Here is a 19549-nt window from a genome sequence, read left to right as displayed (position 1 = left end):
TTGAGTTCTGCGTCAACTGGGAATCATCTCCATTGAATCAGACCCATTCCCTACATCTCAGATTACTTTTTCAGAATATATTTTTTCTTACTGCTATCACTCTTTTTATCCCAACTTTTATCCCAAAGTTTTGAATTGCTAAAGATAGCTTCGAAAATATTTACAAATATAAAGTACCCTATCACCAAATATATGGAATCCGTTGTTAGGTATTGTCTATCCAAGCCATCCTTTAAATGGATTAGTATAGCTGTTTGTTGAACAATCAAAAAGGTTGGCCAATAACTTTTTTTGAAAAAAGTAGATATTTTCATCTTTGTTACCGCTTTCTATTCGTATAAACTTAGTATACTACTAGGCAAGCAAATAAGCAACTCGAATAGAAAAAGATAAGGCTGTAAAAGTTAACTTCTATTAAAAAAACGAACCAGCTTAACTGATTCGTTTCGTGTCTGCTAACTTCTACTTCCGATACATCTTAAATTGTAGGAAGAGATCGCTATATTTGCCTGTCCATTTATGGTCGAATTTCTCATAAACTTCTAGGTGTTTCATGGTATCAGCGTCTGGATAGAAAGATTTGTCTTCCTTGGTCTCCTCTGGGAGCATTTCCTTAGCTGGTAGGTTTGGTGTTGAATAGCCCACATACTCGGCATTTTTGAGAGCATTTTCGGGTTTCAACATAAAGTTGATAAAGGCATAGGCCGCATCTTGGTTTTTCACGGTTTTTGGAATGACCATGTTATCAAACCAGAGGTTACTTGCTTCTGTCGGAACGACATACTTGAGGTTAGGATTTTTCTCCAACATCTGGCTGGCTTCTCCTGAGAAGGTCACACCAATAGCAGCATTGTTCTGGATCATGTAACCCTTCATCTCGTCCGCCACAATGGCCTTGATATTTGGAGTCAGTTTATAGAGCTTATCCACTGTCTCTTCCAACTGCTGAGGATCCTTGGAGTTGAGGCTGTAACCAAGTGAGTTAAGTCCGAATCCCAGCACCTCACGCGCCCCATCAAAGAGCATGATGGAATCCTTGTACTCTGGCTTCCAGAGGTCATCCCAATGCTCAGGCGCCTCCTCTACCATGGTTTCATTGTAGACAATTCCCAAGGTTCCCCAGAAGTAAGGAATGGAGAATTTATTGCCTGGGTCAAAAGACTGGTTGAGGAACTCTGGTCCGATATTTTCAATCCCTTCAATTTTTGAATAATCAAGAGGTACTAAGAGGTCTTCATCCTTCATCTTGTTGATCATGTACTCACTCGGGATGGCAATATCGTAGGTCGTTCCACCCTGCTTGATTTTGGTATACATGGCTTCGTTGGAGTCAAAGGTCTCATACTGGACTTGGATTCCTGTCTCTTCAGTGAATTGCTCCAAGAGTTCTGGATCGATATAGTCTCCCCAGTTGTAGATAACCAATTTTTGACTATCTCGACTATTGATTTTACTATCTAAATGAGTCGCAATTCCCCACAAGATCAGGATAATGGCTACGATTCCTGCTAAAAATGAATAGAGTTTTTTCATGCTTGCTCCTCCTTCTCACGTGAGATAAAGTAATAACCTACAACTAGGATAATACTAAAGAGAAAGACAAGGGCAGATAGGGCATTGATTTCCAGTGAAATCCCCTTCCGAGCACGGGAGTAGATCTCAACTGACAGGGTCGAAAAGCCATTTCCTGTTACAAAGAAGGTCACGGCAAAGTCATCCAGCGAGTAGGTAAAGGCCATGAAATAACCTGCAATGATAGACGGTGTCAGGTAAGGAAGCATGATTTCCTTAAACATTTGAAACTGGCTGGCACCAAGGTCATAGGCCGCGTGAATCATATCATCATTCATTTCCTTGAGACGAGGCAAGACCATCAAGACCACGATAGGGATGGAAAAGGCCACGTGACTAGATAGAACCGTCAAAAATCCAAGTGAAAACTTAAGCTGGGTAAAAAGAATCAAGAAGCTGGCACCAATCATAACGTCGGGTGCAACCATGAGGATATTATTGAGTGATAAAAAGGCTTCTTGGTATTTCTTACGAGACTGGTAGATATAGATAGCTCCGAAAGTCCCGATAATGGTCGCAATCAAGGCTGATAGAAAGGCCAAGAAAAAGGTTTGGGTGAGGATTAACATGAGACGACCATCACCAAACATGGTTTGAAAATGGCTCAAGCTAAAGCCTGTAAAGCTGTTCATATCATCCCCTGCATTAAAGGCATAGCCAATCAAGTAAAAGATTGGCAAATATAGGATGATGAAGACAAAGGCTAGGTAGAGATTGGCAAATTTTTTCATCGTTCTCTCCTTTCCTTAGTCACCCACATGGTGATAAACATGGTTAGGATAAGAACAACACCGATAGTTGACCCCATACCGTAGTTATCATTGGTCAGGAAGTTCTGCTCGATGGCAGTCCCCAAAGTAATCACTCGGTTCCCACCAATTAAACGGGTCAACATGAAGAGACTCAAACTCGGGATAAAGACAGATTGGACTCCGCTTCGCACCCCGTTCATAGACAGAGGGAAGATAACGTGGCGGAAAGTTTCCCACTTGGTCGCACCGAGGTCATAGCTGGCATTGATGAGATTGTTATCCATATCATCCAAGACATTGAAAATCGGCAAAATCATAAAGGGAAGCTCGATGTAGCTTGCGACAAAAATAAAGGAGAAATCCGTAAAGAGCAACTGTTGCGAACCGATTCCGATAAATTCCAAGAATTGGTTAATAGACCCATTCTGACCAAAAATTCCTATAAAGGCATAGGCCTTGAGGAGGAGATTGATCCATGTCGGCAAGATAATCAGCATGAGCCAGAGTTGACGGTGCTTGAGACGAGTCAAAAAGAGGGCTGTTGGATAGCTGATAAGAAGTGTCACTAGAGTTACAATCCCAGCATAGAGCACAGAGTTGAAGCTCATTTTGAGGTAGGTCAAGTTTTGTGACGCAAAGTAAGATTTATAGTTTTCTAAACTAAACTGCCCTTCAATGTTGAAAAAGGATTGACCGAAAATCAAGACCAAGGGTGCGAGGACAAAGAGGACAATCCAAAGCATATAGGGCACTACAAAGAGTTTAGAGGTTGTTTTCTTCATCTCTTTCCTCCTCGATCGCGTTAATCAGACCTGCTTCTTGCTCTTCGATTTCTACGTATTCTTCGATACGAGCATCGAACTCTTCTTCGGTTTCGTTGAGACGCATGATGTGGATATCTTCTGGTTCAAAGTCCAGACCGATTTCCTCACCAACAATGGCCTTACGGGTTGAGTGGATCATCCATTCATTTCCAAGTTCGTCATAGGCGATAATTTCATAGTGAACCCCACGGAAGAGCTGGGTATCGACCTTAACTTGGAGCTTGCCTTCTTCAGGAAGGGTAATCCGCAAGTCCTCTGGACGAATCACGACCTCAACAGGTTCATTTGGCTTCATCCCACCATCGACCGCTTCAAAGCGTTTGCCGTTAAACTCAACCAAGTAGTCCTCAATCATGGTTCCTGGCAAGATATTTGACTCACCGATAAAGGTTGCAACAAAATGGTTAATCGGCTCATCGTAGATATCCACAGGTGTTCCAGACTGGACAATCTCGCCATCATTCATAACGAAAATCCAGTCACTCATGGCAAGCGCTTCTTCCTGATCGTGAGTGACAAAAACAAAGGTAATGCCCAATCGTTGTTGCAGTTCACGCAGTTCGTACTGCATGTCTGTTCTTAATTTCAAGTCCAGCGCTGATAAAGGTTCATCCAACAAAACCACACGGGGTTGGTTGATGATAGCACGGGCAATAGCCACACGCTGACGTTGTCCTCCAGAGAGTTTACGAATGGAACGTTTTTCGTAACCTTCCAACTGAACCATCTTGAGAACTTCCGCTACGCGTTTCTCGATTTCTTTCTTGTCAATCTTGCGCAAGCGGAGCGGAAAGGCAACATTTTCAAACACATTCATATGTGGAAACAAGGCATAGGATTGGAAGACCGTATGGACGTCTCGTTTGTTGGTTGGGATGTCGTTGATACGAACACCGTCCAGCAAAATATCTCCAGTCGTCGCATCCAGTAAACCTGCAATAATGTTTAGGATGGTTGATTTCCCTGAACCAGATGCGCCTAGAAGGGTGTAGAATTTCCCTTCTTCCAACTCAAAGTTGATATCTTTGAGAACCTTGGTGTTGCTGTCTTCAAAAACTTTAGAGACGTTTTTGAATTCAATAATTGGTTTTTTCAATTGTCATAAATTCCTTCTTTTTCATAAATTAACAGATCAGGGCTCTGTCAGGCCGCTACTACCTCGTGTAGGAGATTAAACTGCCTACATACATTTTCACTAACGATAGGCTTTCACCCCCTTTACAATGGTTATAGCAGCAACTTTTCTACCCCAACCTTATTCCTTCTCACCCAAGATTCGGACTTCTCTCTCAAGGGTGACACCTGAGTGTTCCTTGACTTTTTCGATAACAGATTGGATCAAGTCTTCGTAGTCTTTGGCCGTTCCGTCAGCAACATTGATCATGAAACCGGCATGCTTTTCAGATACTTCCACACCACCGATACGATAGCCTTTCAAGCCAGCTTCTGAAATCAGCTGTCCTGCAAAATGCCCAACTGGACGCTTAAAGACTGAACCACAAGATGGGTATTCTAATGGTTGTTTGAGTTCACGTAGGTGCGTCAAGCGGTCCATTTCTTGCTTGATAACCTGGTGATTTCCTGGAGCTAGGGCAAATTTAGCTGACAAAACAACAGCCCCAGAATCCTGAATAGCTGAATGGCGGTAACCAAAAGCCAAATTCTTGGCAGATAAGGTCTCGATTTCCCCTTCCTTGGTCAAAATTTGACAAGACTGCAAGATATGAGCAATCTCTCCTCCATAGGCTCCCGCATTCATAAAGACAGCTCCTCCGATGCTTCCAGGAATCCCACAAGCAAACTCAAAACCAGTCAAACTATGACGGAGGGCAATACGTGTTGTTTCGATCAAGTTCGCTCCTGCTTCCGCTTCGATGGTATAGCCATCAACCGAAACGTTATTAAGCTTATCACACAAGATGACAAAACCACGGATTCCACCTTCACGAACGATGATATTGCTGGCATTCCCAAGCACCATCCAAGGAATATTTTCTTGATTGGCAAATTGGACGACACGAGCCATCTCATAGCGATTTCGTGGCAAAACTAGATAATCCGCTCGACCTCCTACCCTGGTATAGGTATAGGTCTTCAAGGGTTCTTTAAAACGAATATCGATTCCTTCTAGGATTTCAAGCATTTTTTCTTTTACTGACATGTCACTCTTCCTTTTTCAAAATTCATTCCATTATACCATTTTTAGAGACATTTGACGACCATAAAAAGAGCTTGTTTTATCATTACATAAAAAAAGAGGTCACCCCTCTTTTTATGATTTTTTCCAAAATGTAAATTTGGTTAGCCAGATAAAGGCTATAAGCTCTACGAGAAGAATGAACTCAACTAGAAGCGGGTTTACAATCCAGCCTACCTGAGATAAGGCTGGAGCCAAGTCAAACAAGGCATGCAAACCATAGGCAGCAAGGAGGTAGATCCATTTCTTTTGACGGACACTTTGATAGACCCAGATGGAAAGACCGATTTGGAAAACTAAGGCAAGCACACGTTCAACTCCTAGTAAATAAACCTGCCATACAGAAAGAGACTGGACCGTTTCAAGTGTAGACTTTGGAAGGAGATTGGCTACATCAGTATTTGAAGACTGGATGAGTGAAAAGAGAATCAACAAACTGATCAAGCTTCCCATTCCGAGATAGAGCATCTCCAAGCCCCCATGTCCCAAACCATAAGCCAAAGCATCTCGATCTTCTAGCTTTCTTTTTTTCTCCAACCATTTAAAAAAGACAAGACGAGCTGTTTCCTCAAAGAGGGCAGCCATGGTAATCCCATAAAGGACGTATAAGAAAGGCTGCTCCTGCATAAGCGGAATGGTTCCATCTTTTTGCGGATGGAGTATCAGAAGGTGAACCATCTTCTCTAACACTTGAGAAGAAACAAAAAATGCGATTGCCCCCAAGCCCATCACTGCAAGAGAGATTTTAAACCGTTTTTTGGCATACCAAGTTCCACCTACTAGAATGAGAACTAAAGCGATCATGGTGAGGATAATATGTACTGTCATCTTTTTCTCCTATTCTGACTTATCAATATCTTTCTTCATCTCGTCAACGTTAAATTTGGCAAATAAATACTGGCGATCTTGGACTGGAAAACGTTGGTCCAACTGGTCGACTGCCCCAACCTCAATCATTCCTTCTTTGATAACAAAGTCCATCACATGCCCACCAAAGGTCAAATCATCTGAGATAAAATGCAAATGGTAGCCTGCAACACTCACCCCATGGAAAATCTCCGGTGTCCAAAATCCAACAATGGTTCCCGATACATTTTCACGGCTATATTCAGGTTGGTGTGTCGCGACATCAGCAAACTTGGTATCAGGTGTGGATTTAGGAATCATCCGCACATGCATTTGTGAAAATTCGCCATGAATCTTGATGGAACGAAAAAGATTTTCCCCATCATAGTAGGACTCAATTCGTTTTTCCAATTCCTTGTCCGTCATCTCAAAGCGCTGACGAAAAATCACTTCTGCCTGATGAGGAACTACTGCTGCATAGGGAATTAGAGCATCCGCTGCCACCTCAACGATTTCAGGCGTTTGACCAGATCCCTTGGCTTGATAAGCCTTGCCATCAAGGACAATCAACTCCCCATCAATCGAATCAAGGGTTCCCAAACCAAGGTCACCATGTTCCAGCAATTCTCCCACTGTCATGGTTCCACCATAGAGACCTGCCATTAGAGCACCCAGAGTATTGTATTGAAATAATTTTACCGGTTCCTGCACTTTTCTATCCATTCTCTTTCTTATCTTCTTTTCAATGAATCATCATACTTTCTAAGTATACCACATTTGCTCCTAGTTGTGAAAGGGGGAATGCTTTTCCCATTGCAAAGGAGGCAAAAAAAAGGTACAATGTAACAAAATCAACGGAGGTCTGGAATGAAGAAAGAAAGTAAATACCAAGCAGTCGTTTCCTTTCTCAAAAAAGGTATCGAATCAGGAAAATTTCCAACAGGTAGCCGACTTCCCTCTATCCGTCAACTGAGCCAAGACTTCCACTGTAGCAAGGACACTATCCAACGAGCCCTGCTGGAATTACGCCATGAACAATACCTCTATGCCAAACCCCAAAGTGGCTACTATGTTCTGGAACAAGGACAGCACCAAGACTTGGAAATCGAAGTCACTGACGAACATGCCAGTGCCTATGACGACTTCCGACTCTGCGTCAACGAAACCCTGATAGGCCGAGAAAACTACCTCTTCAACTACTATGACAACCAAGAAGGTCTTGAGGAACTCAGACAATCTGTCCATCAACTCCTCTTTGACCAAGCCCTCTACTGTAAACCCGATCAACTGGTTCTAACTTCTGGCACCCAGCAAGCTCTCTTTATCCTTTCTCAGATTAACTTTCCGAGCCAGGGAGAGGAGATTTTGGTCGAACAGCCGACCTACCACCGGATGAATCGCCTCTTGGTCGCTCAGGGATTGGCCTACCAGACCATTGAACGCCGTATTGATGGCATTGACCTTGAAGAACTGGAAGAACAGTTTAAATCTGGGAAAATCAAGTTTTTCTATACCATTCCTCGTTTCCACTATCCTCTTGGCCATTCCTATTCTGATCAGGAAAAAAGGGCCATTCTGGATCTAGCAAACCAGTATGGTGTATATATCGTCGAGGATGATTATCTAGGTGACTTAGACTCTAAAAAGGGACAAACCTTCCACTATCTGGATACTGAGGATCGCGTCATTTATATCAAGTCCTTCTCAACCAGTCTCTTTCCAGCCCTTCGTATTACCGCCCTCATTCTCCCAAATGCCCTAAAAGAGGCCTTTGTTTCCTACAAAAATATCCTAGACTATGATAGCAATCTCATCATGCAAAAGGCTCTTTCTCTTTACATCGATAGCCAGTTATTTGAAAAAAATCGACTGGCCAGACTGACCCTTCAGGAAAACTATCAGGCTCGGATAAAAAAAATGCTTGAAGGAAACACCTGTCCCTTGCCCCACTATCCTCTACACGATGGTCTTCTCCTTGATTTGAGACACTATCCTAAGATTGCCAGTTTGAAACACAGCTCACTCAAACTAGACTTTTTTGAGAAGGCTTATTTGGACACCTGCCCTTATCAGTTCGCCAAAGTCTCTCTCGAAAATCTAGAAGAGCTATTAGAATACATAAAAGCAGAATTGGATTAAAGTCCAACTCTGCTTTTTCTTATTGTTCAACTTCTGTTAGTTTCGCAGCCTTTTCAAGATAAGTTTGATAGGTTCCGTCATCTTTTAGTTTTTGGATAACCTTATCGACTACAGCTTTCAAGTCTGACTGATCCTTCTTGATAGCAACAGCATTGGCTTCGCCATCTTTCATCGTCAAGTTAACAGATGCAACAACAAGGTCTGAGTTTTTACCTGCGTAGCTAAGAGCAACTGGTTCATCCATATGAACAGCATCCACTTTTCCAGCCTGCAATTCATTGACTGCTTCCCCCATATTGGTCAAGGATGTCAACTGGGCATTTGGCAATTGTTCCTTGACCATGGTTTCTGGCACAGTTCCCTTTTGAGCTGCGATATTGGCACTTGCGAGGCTTGAAATATCCTTGTATTTGTCTAAATCGGCTTTTCTAACCAAGAAGCTCATTTTGTTTTCATAGTAAGGGATTGAAAAGTCAAAGACTTCCTTTCTCTCATCTGTAGCACTAATACCTGCAATAGCCAAGTCAGCCTTTCCAGTTTGAAGACTGGTCAAGACATTGTCAAAACTCATGCTAGAGATTTCAAGTTTAACCCCAAGCTCGTCTGCAATTGCTTGAGCCATATCAATATCTGCACCAACCACTTGGTTTTTACCATCTACCAAGACTTGGAATTCAAACGGCGCATAGTCTGGGCTAGTCGCCACAACTAGCTTCCCTTTTTGTTTGATAGCATCCACAGCAGACTGGGAACTATCCGTTCCTGACTGGCAAGCTACTAAAATCATGCTGGCAAGCATACTACACACAACTAATATCCATTTCTTAAACTTCATAAATAAACGACCTTTCTGTTAATTCTGAATAATTATAACTCTTTTAAAAATAGTTGTCAACCCTTTTAGAGATTTTGATTGTAAAACAATTCTTTTCATAAAAAAGAAGACTGATTTATTTTAATCAGCCTTTTCTTCTGTATATTTAAACCGTTTCTTATAATTCGACAATCTTACCTGTTTCAAAGTAAACAACCCATTCACAGATATTTTTTGCGTAGTCTCCAATACGTTCCAAGAAAGAAATGACTTGGAAGTAATCACGGCCTGTAACTATAGCTTCAGGATTTTTCCTAATTTCTTCTGTTGCCAAATCTCGGATGCTATCAAAGTAATGGTTGATTTTTTCATCCATCGCCGCTACTTCGTAGGCTTGATCCACAGAACCGTTGAGATAGAGATCTAGGGCTGCTTCGACGAAATTTTTCACGTCGCGTCCCATCTTTTTGATTTCTTCTTCAACAGAAGGGATACGTTGCTCCCCCTTCATACGAATGGTCGCCTCAGCGATAGACACTGCATGATCTCCCATGCGTTCCACGTCTGACACTGCCTTGAGAACGGTCAAGACGGTACGAAGGTCTTGCGAAACAGGTTGTTGGAGGGCGATCATTTCAAATGATTTCTTTTCCAACTTCACTTCATATTCATTTACTTCTGCATCGTCTTCGATGACTTCTTTTGCCAAATCACGGTCATGCGTAACAAAGGCACGCACTGTACGATTGATCTGTGAGAGCACTTCTTGTCCCATAGCATAGAACTGGTTGTGCAATTTCTCCAAATCTTCTTCAAATTGAGATCGTAACATCATTCAACTCCTTATCCAAATTTTCCTGTAATATAATCTTCTGTTTCCTTGTTTTGTGGCTCTAGGAACATCTTCTTCGTATCATTAAACTCGATCAAATCCCCATCTAGGAAAAATCCTGTTTTATCAGAGATACGTGAGGCTTGTTGCATCGAACGCGTTACCAAGAGCATGGTGTATTTATCTTTCAGACCATACAAGGTTTCCTCAATCTTACCTGCAGAAATAGGATCCAAAGCTGAAGTTGGTTCATCTAAGAGGATGATTTTCGGACTGGTTGCTAAGACACGAGCAACACAAACACGTTGTTGTTGTCCACCAGAGAGACCAATGGCCGAATCATGCAAACGATCCTTTACTTCATCCCAGATAGAAGCATGTTGCAAGGCCTTTTCTACTGCTTCATCCAAAACATGTTTATCCTTAACCCCATTGATACGCAGCCCATAGACAACATTTTCGTAGATAGACATAGGGAAGGGATTGGGCTGTTGAAAGACCATACCAATTTCCTTACGCAATTCAACCGTATCGGTACGGGGGCTGTAGATATTGTGACCATTATAGACCACTGATCCAGTTGTAGTCACCTCAGGATTTAGATCGCCCATGCGGTTGATGGCTTTGAGTAGGGTGGACTTTCCTGATCCAGATGGACCTATCAAGGCCGTTATTTCCTTAGGTTGGAAAGAAAGGGAAACACTATTCAAGGCCTTCTTTTTATTGTAATAAACGGACAGGTCTGAGACCTGTAAAATCGCTTCTGACATACCGTTTCCTTTCTAACCAAAGTGTCCCGTTACATAATCATTTGTTGACTGTAACTTAGCATTTTGGAAAATATTGGATGTCTTATCATACTCAATCAAGTCACCCAAGTAGAAAAATCCTGTGTAGTCACTTGCACGCGCAGCCTGTTGCATACTGTGGGTAACGATGATGATGGTAAAGTCCTTCTTCAATTCCAACATGGTTTCTTCCAGCTGGGCTGTCGCAATCGGATCCAAGGCTGACGCCGGTTCATCCATCAAGAGGATATCTGGCTTAACAGAGATAGCGCGAGCGATACAGAGACGTTGTTGCTGACCTCCAGAAAGCATTAAGGCTGATTTGTGGAGGTCGTCTTTGACCTGATCCCAAAGGGCAGCCTGTCTTAGAGAGGTTTCTACAATTTCATCAAGTACTTTCTTATCCTTAACACCTGCACGTTCATGAGCAAAAGTGATGTTGTGGTAAATAGACTTGGCAAATGGATTTGGACGTTGAAAGACCATTCCGATATGCTTGCGCATCTCATAGACGTTGATTTCTGGACGATTAACGTCAATCCCTCGGTAGAGGATTTGGCCTGTGACCTTGGCAATATCAATGGTATCATTCATCCGATTGAGACTGCGAAGATAGGTAGATTTTCCTGATCCAGAAGGACCAATCAAGGCCGTGATTTTATTTTTTTCAAATTGCATATCGATGCCCTTGATGGATTCATTTTTACCATAGTAAACATGTAAATCCTTAGTAGAGAGGGCCACTTTTTCTTCAGGGAAAGTGATGATATGTTTTTCATCCCAGTTATATTTTGACATGGCTTCTCCTTTAGGCAGCGGTTAATTTCTTGTGTAAATAGCTTCCGAGTTTGCGTGCTCCAAAGTTAAAAATCAAGATAAAGATGAGGAGCACGGCAGCAGAACCAGCAGATACAATGGTAGCATCAGGAATGGTTCCTTCACTGTTGACCTTCCAAATGTGGACAGCCAAGGTTTCTGCTTGACGGAAGATTGAGATAGGACTGGTAACACTAAGGATATTCCAATTAGACCAGTCAAGGGCTGGAGCGGATTGTCCTGCCGTATAGATAAGAGCGGCGGCCTCACCAAAGATACGGCCAGATGCCAAGACAACACCCGTTACGATACCTGGAAGTGCCTCTGGAATGACAACATGGACCACAGTCTCCCAACGAGAAATTCCAAGGGCCAGACCAGCTTCACGTTGCGTATGGTGAACGTGTTTTAAACTGTCCTCAACATTTCGAGTCATCTGAGGGAGGTTAAAGACCGTCAAGGCCAAGGCACCTGAAATGATTGAAAATCCATACTCAAACTGGACTACAAAAATCAAGTAACCAAAGAGACCCACAACGACTGATGGTAGAGAAGACAAAATCTCAATACAGGTACGAATAAAATTAGTCACAGGTCCTTTTTTAGCATACTCAGCAAGGAAAACACCAGCTCCCATAGACAGGGGAACAGAAATGATCAAGGTAATGACCAAAAGGAAGAAGGAATTGTAGAGCTGAATCCCGATACCCCCACCTGCTTGATAAGAGGAGGATTTCCCAGTCAAGAAAGACCAAGAGATATGCGGTAACCCTCTCACCAAGATATAGAGAATCAAGGATGCCAAGATGGCCACGATGATACCCGCGATGGTGTAGAGGACAGCTGTTGCAAGTTTATCTAATTTCTTAGCGTGCATAGTTTTTCTTTCCTCTTTCTTTCGTAATCAATTTAATCACACTGTTAAAGGCCAAACTCATCAAGAGCAATACTAAGGCCAATGACCAGAGAACGTTATTATCAACCGTTCCCATGACGGTATTTCCGATACCCATAGTCAATACAGATGTCAAGGTCGCAGCTGGTGTTGTTAGCGAGGTTGGGATAACTGCTGAGTTTCCGACCACCATCTGAATAGCAAGGGCTTCACCGAAGGCACGCGCCATCCCAAAGACCACTGCAGTGAAAATACCTGAACGTGCTGCTTTCAAGGTCACACGCCAGATGGTTTGCCAACGAGTGGCTCCCATAGCTAAACTGGCTTCACGGTAATGACGAGGAACAGCACGCAAGCTGTCTGTTGTCATAAAGGTTACAGTTGGTAGGATCATGACAAAGAGAACGAAAATCCCTGACAAGATCCCAAAACCAGTTCCACCAAAGACGCTACGGACAAAAGGCACCACAACTTGCAAACCGATAAATCCATAGACGACTGAAGGAATACCGACGAGGAGTTCAATGGCCGGTTGCAAAATCTTTGCACCCTTTGGTGATACTTCTGTCATAAAGACTGCAGCACCAATAGCAAAGGGTGTTGCGATGAGGGCTGATAAAATCGTCACAATAAAGGAACCCAAAATCATCGGAAGGGCACCAAATTGTTTCCCTGAAGGATTCCAAGTTTGTCCAAAAAGGAAATCAAAGATGTTGACCCCATTGACAAAGAAGGTCGATAAGCCTTTTTGGGCTACAAAAATCAAAATCATGGCCACAATGATGACAATCAAAGAAAGGCAAGTGAAGGTCAAACCTTTACCAAACTTCTCAAGGCGAGAGTTCTTTGAAGGAGAGAGTAATTTTTTAGATAATTCTTCTTGATTCATTATTGACCTCCTTCTACTGCTGTAACGGTACCTGAAGCATCCTTTTGGACTTTCATTTCATTGATAGAGATATAGCCCATGCCCTTAACAATTCCATTTTGGGCTTCATCTGAGAGGACGAAGTTCAGGAATTCAGCAGCTAAGTCATTTGGTTGACCAAGTGTGTACATATGTTCATAAGACCACAAAGGCCAGTTGTTGGTCGTTACATTTTCAGACGTAGGTTCATACCCATTCAGTTTCATGCTTTTCACGGAGTCATCTACATAGGCAAAAGCCAGGTAAGAAATGGCTCCAGGCGTTTGGGATACAATGGACTTGACCATCCCGTTAGAATCCTGTTCTTGGCTCTGCATTGCCGCTTGGCCATTCATAACGACCGTATCAAACGTCGCTCTTGAACCAGAACTTGCTGCTCGGTTGATGATTGAAATGGCCAGGTCTTTGCCCCCAACTTCTTTCCAGTTGGTCACTTCACCTGTAAAGATTTTGCGAAGTTGCTCGGTTGTGAGATTTTCTACATCCACTTCTTTGTTTACAATCACTGCAAGACCAGCCACTGCAACCTTGTGGTCTACTAGGGCTGAAGCATCGATTCCTTCTTTTTCCTCTGCAAAGACGTCAGAGTTCCCGATGTCAACTGCTCCAGACTGGACTTGGGAAAGTCCTGTACCCGATCCTCCACCTTGAACATTAACTGTTTTTCCGATGTTTCTAGAACCGAATTCATCTGCTGCCGCTTCGACAAGAGGCTGAAGAGCAGTTGAACCAACGGCTGTCATGGATTCTCCACGATCAATCCAGCTAGCACATCCTGCTAGAGAACCTGCCATCAAAAGAGCTGCAAGAGACATGACGAGCTTTTTTCTTTTTTTCACTGTTATTCTCCTTGAACATAATGATAAATGTTCTGATTTCTTCCGTTTGTCCTGATCATCCAATTATCATCAATGATTGTCCCGCTTTATTTTATCTAGTCATTCTTAGGAGCGGACAATTCCATCGTATAATATAAGTAATAATGAAAGACTATCAGAAAAAACTCATACTTCCACTATAACATAGAATAGGCTCTTTGACTAGCTTTTTCACCTGAATCTGAGTCCTTTTGGATAATAATTTTTCAAAACATTTCCCGTTACCTTGGCAAAGCCTAATCCGTTTCCTTGAACCACAACTTGGTACCATCCATTTGGTCGAGCTTCAGACAATTGAACAGTCTCGCCAGCTACATATTTTACAAAGTCCTCATCATTGATTTCGACACTTTGAAGTACTTGGCTTGGTTTCAAGGCTAATCCCAGAGCAAAGCTTGGTTCAAAGCGTTTCTTTTTAAAAGTCCCCAGATGAAGTCCATTTCGGGCAATTTTGAGTTTGCCTAGATCCGGTAGCATCTCTGGCAAGAGATAGAGCTGATCTCCAAAAGTCTGCAAGATACCAGTTAGATTGATCTGCAAGTGTTTTTGGGCAAAATCATGCCACAAGGCCAGTTGTTCACGACTGAGATTGCTCTTGCTAGCTTTGAATTTAGGTGCTGGATTTTGTCCCTTAAACTGCAGGTGGGCAACAAACTGGCCTTCTCCCTTGAAATGATGAGGGTACATTCGAGACGTTTCAGGAAGATCAATTCCTGCTACCATACCGTTCACATGCTCAACTGGAAGCAATTCAAATTCATAAGTATCCAGCAACCAGTGGACGATTTCTTCATTTTCCTCAGGTGCCCAAGTACAGGTCGAATAGACTAAACGGCCACCTTCTGCAAGCATGCTCACTGCATCTTCTAAAATTTCTCTTTGGAGACTGGCACATTGGCTAGGATAATCGGTACTCCAATAATCCACGGCATCTGGCTGCTTACGAAACATTCCTTCACCCGAGCAAGGTGCATCAAGGACAATCACATCAAAGTAACCTTTAAAAATCTTGGCCAAGCGATCAGCAGACTCATTGGTCACGACAACGTTTGTCGCTCCAAATCGCTCCATATTTTCCACTAAAATCTTAGCACGCTTACTTGAAATTTCGTTGGAGACAAGGACTCCTTGATTAGCCAGATAAGCTGCTAGTTGAGTGGATTTTCCACCTGGTGCTGCCGCCAAGTCTAAGACCTTCATACCAGGACTTGGTTGAGCCACCTGGGCCACCATTTGGGCTGCAGGCTCTTGCGAATAAACGAGACCGGTCACATGCTCTGGTGACTTTCCAGAAACCTTACCATAATACCCCCAAGGTGTATGGGGAATAGCATCTGCAAACGATAACTGACTTTCTTTTAAGGGATTGACCCGAAAAGCCGAAACTGCTTCTTGTTTAAAAGAGGCAAGAAAGTCTCTTGCCTCGTCTTCTAGTATCGCTTCATATTTTTCAACAAATCCTTCTGGAAATTGCATTTAGTTCTCTTTCCTTTCGTAGATATAAGACTGAATCTCTTCTTGCATCTCGATTGGCACCATCATGACAGGCTGACGCGTTTTAAAATCAGCGGGCTCACCCGATACCGTAAGAAGGCGATAACCCAGACTTTCCCCTAAGATACTGGCCGAAGCGTAATCCCATGGCTGCAGATAGGTAATATAAGTCAGAAGACGACCTGATAAAACCTTGGCAAAACTAATGGCCGCACTGCCGTAGACACGGACACCCAACGCTGCTCGACCCAAATCACCCAATCCCCACTCATTGCTTTCAAACATACCTGAGTTGCCGGCAACTAAAAATTCTTGAAGAGGTTTCTTTTTAAAAGGCGGTAAGGGCTCATTATTGCGGCAAGGAGGAAAGGCACCACCACCATGGTAACAATCACCTTTCATGACATCATAGATGATGCCAAATTTGCCAACCCCATTTTCAAAATAAGCCAACATCACGGCAAAATCTTCCTGCTGAGCGACAAAGTTATTGGTACCGTCAATGGGATCAATCACCCAAACGGAACCTTGACCGACTGCAGCACGTAAACAACCCTCTTCCGCGCAAATCAAGTCCTCAGGATAGGAGTACTTGATCCGTTCAACCAAGAGTTCCTGGACCTCCTTGTCCAAACGCGTCACCAAGTCAGTAGGGGAAGACTTGCGCTCAACCTGCAAATCTTCTTTCATGTGAGCCAAAATATAGGCAGCAGCTTCCTTCACAATCTGTTTGGCAAATTCAAATTTAGTTTTCAAGAGAAATCTTCCCTTCTCTTTTTTCCTTGGCAGCCTGAACTGCTCGGTAAAGCGAATAACCACTAACTGTTTCAAATTCTCGTCCCAAACGTTTCTCTTCACTCTTGCTTGGCACGACCAATTTGAATTCCTTGTAAGACTCTAGCAGTTTTTTTGCTTCTACCTTATCTTCATAAGCAGCTTCAACATCATTAAAAAAAGAAAGCACTGAAGCAAGTTCTTCAGTGCTCCACGACAAATCTAGTGGGTAACTATACTGTTTGTTCATCTATCCAATACCAGCTCTCAATGTTGCTTCTTTCAATTCTTGTTTACGGTAACTACGAGGGAGAAAAGCACGAATCTCATCTTCATTAAAACCGATCTGCATGCGTTTGGTATCTATAATAATTGGGCGACGCAAAAGACTAGGATATTGCTCAATCAACTGAAGCAACTCCGATACCGAGATACTCTCTACATCAATATCCAATTTTTGAAAAATTTTTGAACGAGTTGAAATGATGTCATCAGTACCATTTTCGGTCAAGGAAAGAATATGTTGTAATTCTTTTCTTGTTAAAGGACTAGTCATAATATTATGCTCTTGAAAGGGCACTTTATGCGTCTCTAACCAAGCCTTTGCCTTACGACATGATGTACAACTCGGCGATAAAAATAGTGTAATCATGCTTTTCTCTTCTTTTATCTATACTTGCTATTTCTATTATACAAAAAAATAAAGCGCTTGACTAGGTATTTTTAGAAAAAAAGCCTATTTTTTCATAGAAAATAGACTGTTTTCTGCAAAAATCTCCTGCTTTGCAAGTTTATCTTTAGGATAACCTAACAATAAATAGGGAGTAGAGCAACTTCTCTCGTTTTTTATTAAAAATACAGAACTTTTTCCACTATTTCCTTGAAGCTTTAACAAAAAGGAAACTAAACATTCCTTCATACAAAGCAAAGAAAAGTAAAAAGGCATGGAGAAAGAAAGTCTCTGGCAAAATCCAAATAACGGGATCCTTTGCTGGATCAAAAAGCCAGGTATCATCTCCCACAAAGAGAATCTGATGGAAAAGAGTAAAGAATTGCTCAAAACCAATTAACACTCCTACAAGGCCAATGACTAGAGGCAATAGCACTAAAGTCAGAATACTTTTACGATATAGAGGTAGAAATCCTTTTTTCACAATCTTTCTAACAAAGAAATAGAAACTTGGAAGTGTCACCAAAGTGACTAGCTGAACCAAGTGGAAGAGATTTTTCACCACCGCAAAATGGTGTAAACCTGCAGCTGATGAACGAAAATCTGGCATCTCCAAGACCTGACTAAAGGGATTGGTCAGGTAATTCATTAAGATATGAAAATTGTACTGAATGGTTTCGGGCTTTAGATAGACTCGATTCGCTAAGTTCAGCCACTCAATTTCCAAAGGATAGAAAATCCATGCCAGATAAATGGTCAGTAGGATAGAAAGGGAGAGGAAAAAGAGCATACTTCCCCAAAAGGTCAGTTTAGTTTTCATCGAAATTCCACTCCGCAAGGCTAGAAACTACATGAGTTGGTGCAATTGGCAAGTCCGCCACTTCTTCTGCTTTGGTAAAACCTGTCGTCACCAAGAGCGTTGGAATGCCATTGTCAATCCCTGCTCGGATATCCGTCAGGTAATTGTCCCCAACCATGAGCAACTCTTCTCTTTTCAAATCCAAGTGCTCAACTGCCTTGTCCATAATGATCGCATTTGGTTTTCCGATATAAACTGGTTTGACCCGTGTTGCTACTTCAAGAAGTGTAATTAGTGAACCAGCACCAGGCAAGAGACCACGTTCCGTCGGGATATTGAGGTCAGGGTTGGTTCCGATAAAGTGAGCCCCCTTTTGAATGGCTAGAGTCGCCGTCGCAAATTTTTCATAATCGACTTGCCAGTCCAGTCCAACGACCACATAGGCTGGATTTTCCTTGTCTTCGACATAACCAGCTGCCTGAATGGCATCCTTGAGTCCTGCTTCTCCGATGACATAGACTGTCTTTTCCAGTCCCAAGTCATTCATATAGTCGATGGTTGCCAAAGTCGCTGTGTAAACCGTTGATAGAGGCGTGTTGATATTAAAATTCTGAGCCAACATCTCTTGAACACTCTCTGGAGTGCGTGTTGTATTGTTGGTTACAAAGAGATAAGGAATTTCTCGCTTTTGCAATTCATGCACAAAAGCCTCCCCCGCTGGAATCCGGTCTTTTCCCTTGTAAATGGTTCCGTCTAAATCAATTAAATAACCTTTATATGTCATCTCTCTTTAGTCCTTTTTTATTTCTTGCCAAGTAATCATAGCTTGGGCATTGATCTCACCATCACTGATAATCTGATGCTTGCTTTCTAGTCCCTTGAGTTCATAAGCTGAGGCAATCATGCCACCTGGCCGCACTTCTTTGACATACTTGAGATTGATTTTCTTTGGAATATAGTTGGTTAGAAAATCGGCCCCCATGACCTCAAAAATCCAATCTAGGTATTTACTATTATTGACATGACCATTCATATCCAAATCGTAAAAACGAACATGGTAGTCTTTACTGATAGGATCTTCTAGATTTGCATACTTCGGCCCACGGATCAGTTTTTTATCAAACTCAGACTGGTAAGGCGCAACAATCTCAGGCTCGACTCCATGAACTTTCCGACTATTGCGGTCCATGAGAACAAAGGTTGCCAACATGTGAATCATTTCTTGACCTGCTTCATCGTAGAGAGTGAAGCGACGATAGCAAAAGAGACGATTGTAACTCAAGGCTTCCGTTTCAATCGTAATCTCCTCAGCAAAGCGAGGCAAACGTACCACGTCAATCTCATAATCCGTGATAATCCAGACCAGATTGTAGCGTTCCAAGACGTCCTTGTCACTGACTCCCAGCTCAATCGATTGCATACCTGATACTTGCAGGGACAGCAAAATCACATCTGGCAACTTGATATGACCGTTCATGTCCGCCATATCAAAAGGAATTTTCATTTTCATCTGATAAGTTAAGCCCATCGT

Annotated in this window: 23 protein-coding genes; 1 reads left to right on the top strand and 22 read right to left on the bottom strand. The window is 42.4% G+C overall.

Features of this window, described 5'->3' with window-relative positions:
* Positions 1–62: 62 nt before the first annotated feature.
* The 8 genes from GMD5S_RS0204400 to budA all read right to left on the bottom strand — a co-directional run bounded on the left by GMD5S_RS0204400 (position 63) and on the right by budA (position 6914).
* Positions 63–314 (bottom strand): hypothetical protein, encoded by a 252-nt coding sequence (locus GMD5S_RS0204400; RefSeq protein ID WP_000704103.1) that lies wholly within the window; start codon positions 312–314, stop codon positions 63–65.
* A gap of 148 nt (positions 315–462) precedes the next feature.
* The gene (locus GMD5S_RS0204395) at positions 463–1533 is read right to left on the bottom strand and encodes an ABC transporter substrate-binding protein (RefSeq protein WP_000737945.1); all 1071 of its coding nucleotides are present in this window, start codon (positions 1531–1533) and stop codon (positions 463–465) included.
* A complete protein-coding gene (locus GMD5S_RS0204390; RefSeq protein ID WP_000712722.1) occupies positions 1530–2303 on the bottom strand; it encodes an ABC transporter permease in 774 nt (257 codons plus the stop codon). The genes GMD5S_RS0204395 and GMD5S_RS0204390 overlap by 4 nt, the downstream gene beginning before the upstream one ends.
* Positions 2300–3106, bottom strand: a complete 807-nt coding sequence (locus GMD5S_RS0204385; protein WP_000754123.1) for an ABC transporter permease — start codon at positions 3104–3106, stop codon at positions 2300–2302. The genes GMD5S_RS0204390 and GMD5S_RS0204385 overlap by 4 nt, the downstream gene beginning before the upstream one ends.
* Complete coding sequence (locus GMD5S_RS0204380) at positions 3087–4244, bottom strand: ABC transporter ATP-binding protein (RefSeq protein ID WP_000742896.1); 1158 nt, start codon at positions 4242–4244, stop codon at positions 3087–3089. Before GMD5S_RS0204380 ends, GMD5S_RS0204385 begins: the two co-directional genes overlap by 20 nt.
* A gap of 159 nt (positions 4245–4403) precedes the next feature.
* Complete coding sequence (gene murB / locus GMD5S_RS0204375) at positions 4404–5309, bottom strand: UDP-N-acetylmuramate dehydrogenase (protein WP_000111596.1); 906 nt, start codon at positions 5307–5309, stop codon at positions 4404–4406.
* A 111-nt stretch (positions 5310–5420) separates the two neighbouring features.
* Complete coding sequence (locus tag GMD5S_RS0204370; RefSeq protein ID WP_000215870.1) at positions 5421–6173, bottom strand: YhfC family intramembrane metalloprotease; 753 nt, start codon at positions 6171–6173, stop codon at positions 5421–5423.
* Positions 6174–6182: 9 nt separating this feature from the next.
* Complete coding sequence (gene budA, locus GMD5S_RS0204365; protein ID WP_000375405.1) at positions 6183–6914, bottom strand: acetolactate decarboxylase; 732 nt, start codon at positions 6912–6914, stop codon at positions 6183–6185.
* Between the two features lie 144 nt (positions 6915–7058).
* On the opposite strand from budA, the gene GMD5S_RS0204360 reads away from it, so the two are divergent.
* The gene (locus GMD5S_RS0204360; protein ID WP_000712268.1) at positions 7059–8330 is read left to right on the top strand and encodes an aminotransferase-like domain-containing protein; all 1272 of its coding nucleotides are present in this window, start codon (positions 7059–7061) and stop codon (positions 8328–8330) included.
* A 19-nt stretch (positions 8331–8349) separates the two neighbouring features.
* Here GMD5S_RS0204360 and GMD5S_RS0204355 read toward each other — a convergent pair whose 3' ends face one another.
* The 14 genes from GMD5S_RS0204355 to GMD5S_RS0204290 all read right to left on the bottom strand — a co-directional run bounded on the left by GMD5S_RS0204355 (position 8350) and on the right by GMD5S_RS0204290 (position 19546).
* Positions 8350–9165 (bottom strand): ABC transporter substrate-binding protein, encoded by an 816-nt coding sequence (locus tag GMD5S_RS0204355; RefSeq protein WP_008292486.1) that lies wholly within the window; start codon positions 9163–9165, stop codon positions 8350–8352.
* 157 nt (positions 9166–9322) lie between these two features.
* The gene (phoU, locus tag GMD5S_RS0204350) at positions 9323–9976 is read right to left on the bottom strand and encodes a phosphate signaling complex protein PhoU (RefSeq protein WP_000946469.1); all 654 of its coding nucleotides are present in this window, start codon (positions 9974–9976) and stop codon (positions 9323–9325) included.
* Between the two features lie 11 nt (positions 9977–9987).
* Positions 9988–10746 (bottom strand): phosphate ABC transporter ATP-binding protein PstB, encoded by a 759-nt coding sequence (gene pstB, locus GMD5S_RS0204345; RefSeq protein WP_001287326.1) that lies wholly within the window; start codon positions 10744–10746, stop codon positions 9988–9990.
* A 12-nt stretch (positions 10747–10758) separates the two neighbouring features.
* Entirely contained in the window at positions 10759–11562 is an 804-nt protein-coding gene (pstB, locus tag GMD5S_RS0204340) for a phosphate ABC transporter ATP-binding protein PstB (RefSeq protein ID WP_000049849.1), read from the bottom strand.
* Positions 11563–11572: 10 nt separating this feature from the next.
* Entirely contained in the window at positions 11573–12457 is an 885-nt protein-coding gene (gene pstA, locus GMD5S_RS0204335; RefSeq protein ID WP_000543050.1) for a phosphate ABC transporter permease PstA, read from the bottom strand.
* Positions 12447–13364: a phosphate ABC transporter permease subunit PstC gene (gene pstC, locus GMD5S_RS0204330; protein WP_001070951.1), complete on the bottom strand. Its 918-nt coding sequence runs from the start codon at positions 13362–13364 to the stop codon at positions 12447–12449. The genes pstA and pstC overlap by 11 nt, the downstream gene beginning before the upstream one ends.
* The gene (locus GMD5S_RS0204325; protein ID WP_000746359.1) at positions 13364–14242 is read right to left on the bottom strand and encodes a phosphate ABC transporter substrate-binding protein PstS; all 879 of its coding nucleotides are present in this window, start codon (positions 14240–14242) and stop codon (positions 13364–13366) included. Before GMD5S_RS0204325 ends, pstC begins: the two co-directional genes overlap by 1 nt.
* A gap of 210 nt (positions 14243–14452) precedes the next feature.
* Positions 14453–15757 (bottom strand): RsmF rRNA methyltransferase first C-terminal domain-containing protein, encoded by a 1305-nt coding sequence (locus GMD5S_RS0204320; RefSeq protein WP_001160235.1) that lies wholly within the window; start codon positions 15755–15757, stop codon positions 14453–14455.
* Positions 15758–16531, bottom strand: coding sequence for an inositol monophosphatase family protein (locus GMD5S_RS0204315; protein ID WP_000850026.1), 774 nt, complete (start codon positions 16529–16531; stop codon positions 15758–15760).
* On the bottom strand, positions 16521–16799 hold the full coding sequence (locus GMD5S_RS0204310) for a UPF0223 family protein (protein ID WP_001041966.1): 279 nt from the start codon (positions 16797–16799) through the stop codon (positions 16521–16523). The genes GMD5S_RS0204315 and GMD5S_RS0204310 overlap by 11 nt, the downstream gene beginning before the upstream one ends.
* Positions 16800–17201 (bottom strand): Spx/MgsR family RNA polymerase-binding regulatory protein, encoded by a 402-nt coding sequence (locus tag GMD5S_RS0204305; protein ID WP_000631261.1) that lies wholly within the window; start codon positions 17199–17201, stop codon positions 16800–16802.
* 220 nt (positions 17202–17421) lie between these two features.
* Positions 17422–18039, bottom strand: a complete 618-nt coding sequence (locus GMD5S_RS0204300; protein WP_000850606.1) for a TIGR01906 family membrane protein — start codon at positions 18037–18039, stop codon at positions 17422–17424.
* A complete protein-coding gene (locus tag GMD5S_RS0204295) occupies positions 18029–18802 on the bottom strand; it encodes a TIGR01457 family HAD-type hydrolase (protein ID WP_000221322.1) in 774 nt (257 codons plus the stop codon). The genes GMD5S_RS0204300 and GMD5S_RS0204295 overlap by 11 nt, the downstream gene beginning before the upstream one ends.
* A gap of 6 nt (positions 18803–18808) precedes the next feature.
* On the bottom strand, positions 18809–19546 hold the full coding sequence (locus GMD5S_RS0204290) for an acyl-[acyl-carrier-protein] thioesterase (RefSeq protein ID WP_000524801.1): 738 nt from the start codon (positions 19544–19546) through the stop codon (positions 18809–18811).
* Between the last annotated feature and the right edge of the window lie 3 nt (positions 19547–19549).

The organism is Streptococcus sp. GMD5S, assembly GCF_000298715.2.
In the GTDB taxonomy this organism is placed as follows: domain Bacteria; phylum Bacillota; class Bacilli; order Lactobacillales; family Streptococcaceae; genus Streptococcus.
This window is presented reverse-complemented; position numbering and strand designations above follow the sequence as displayed.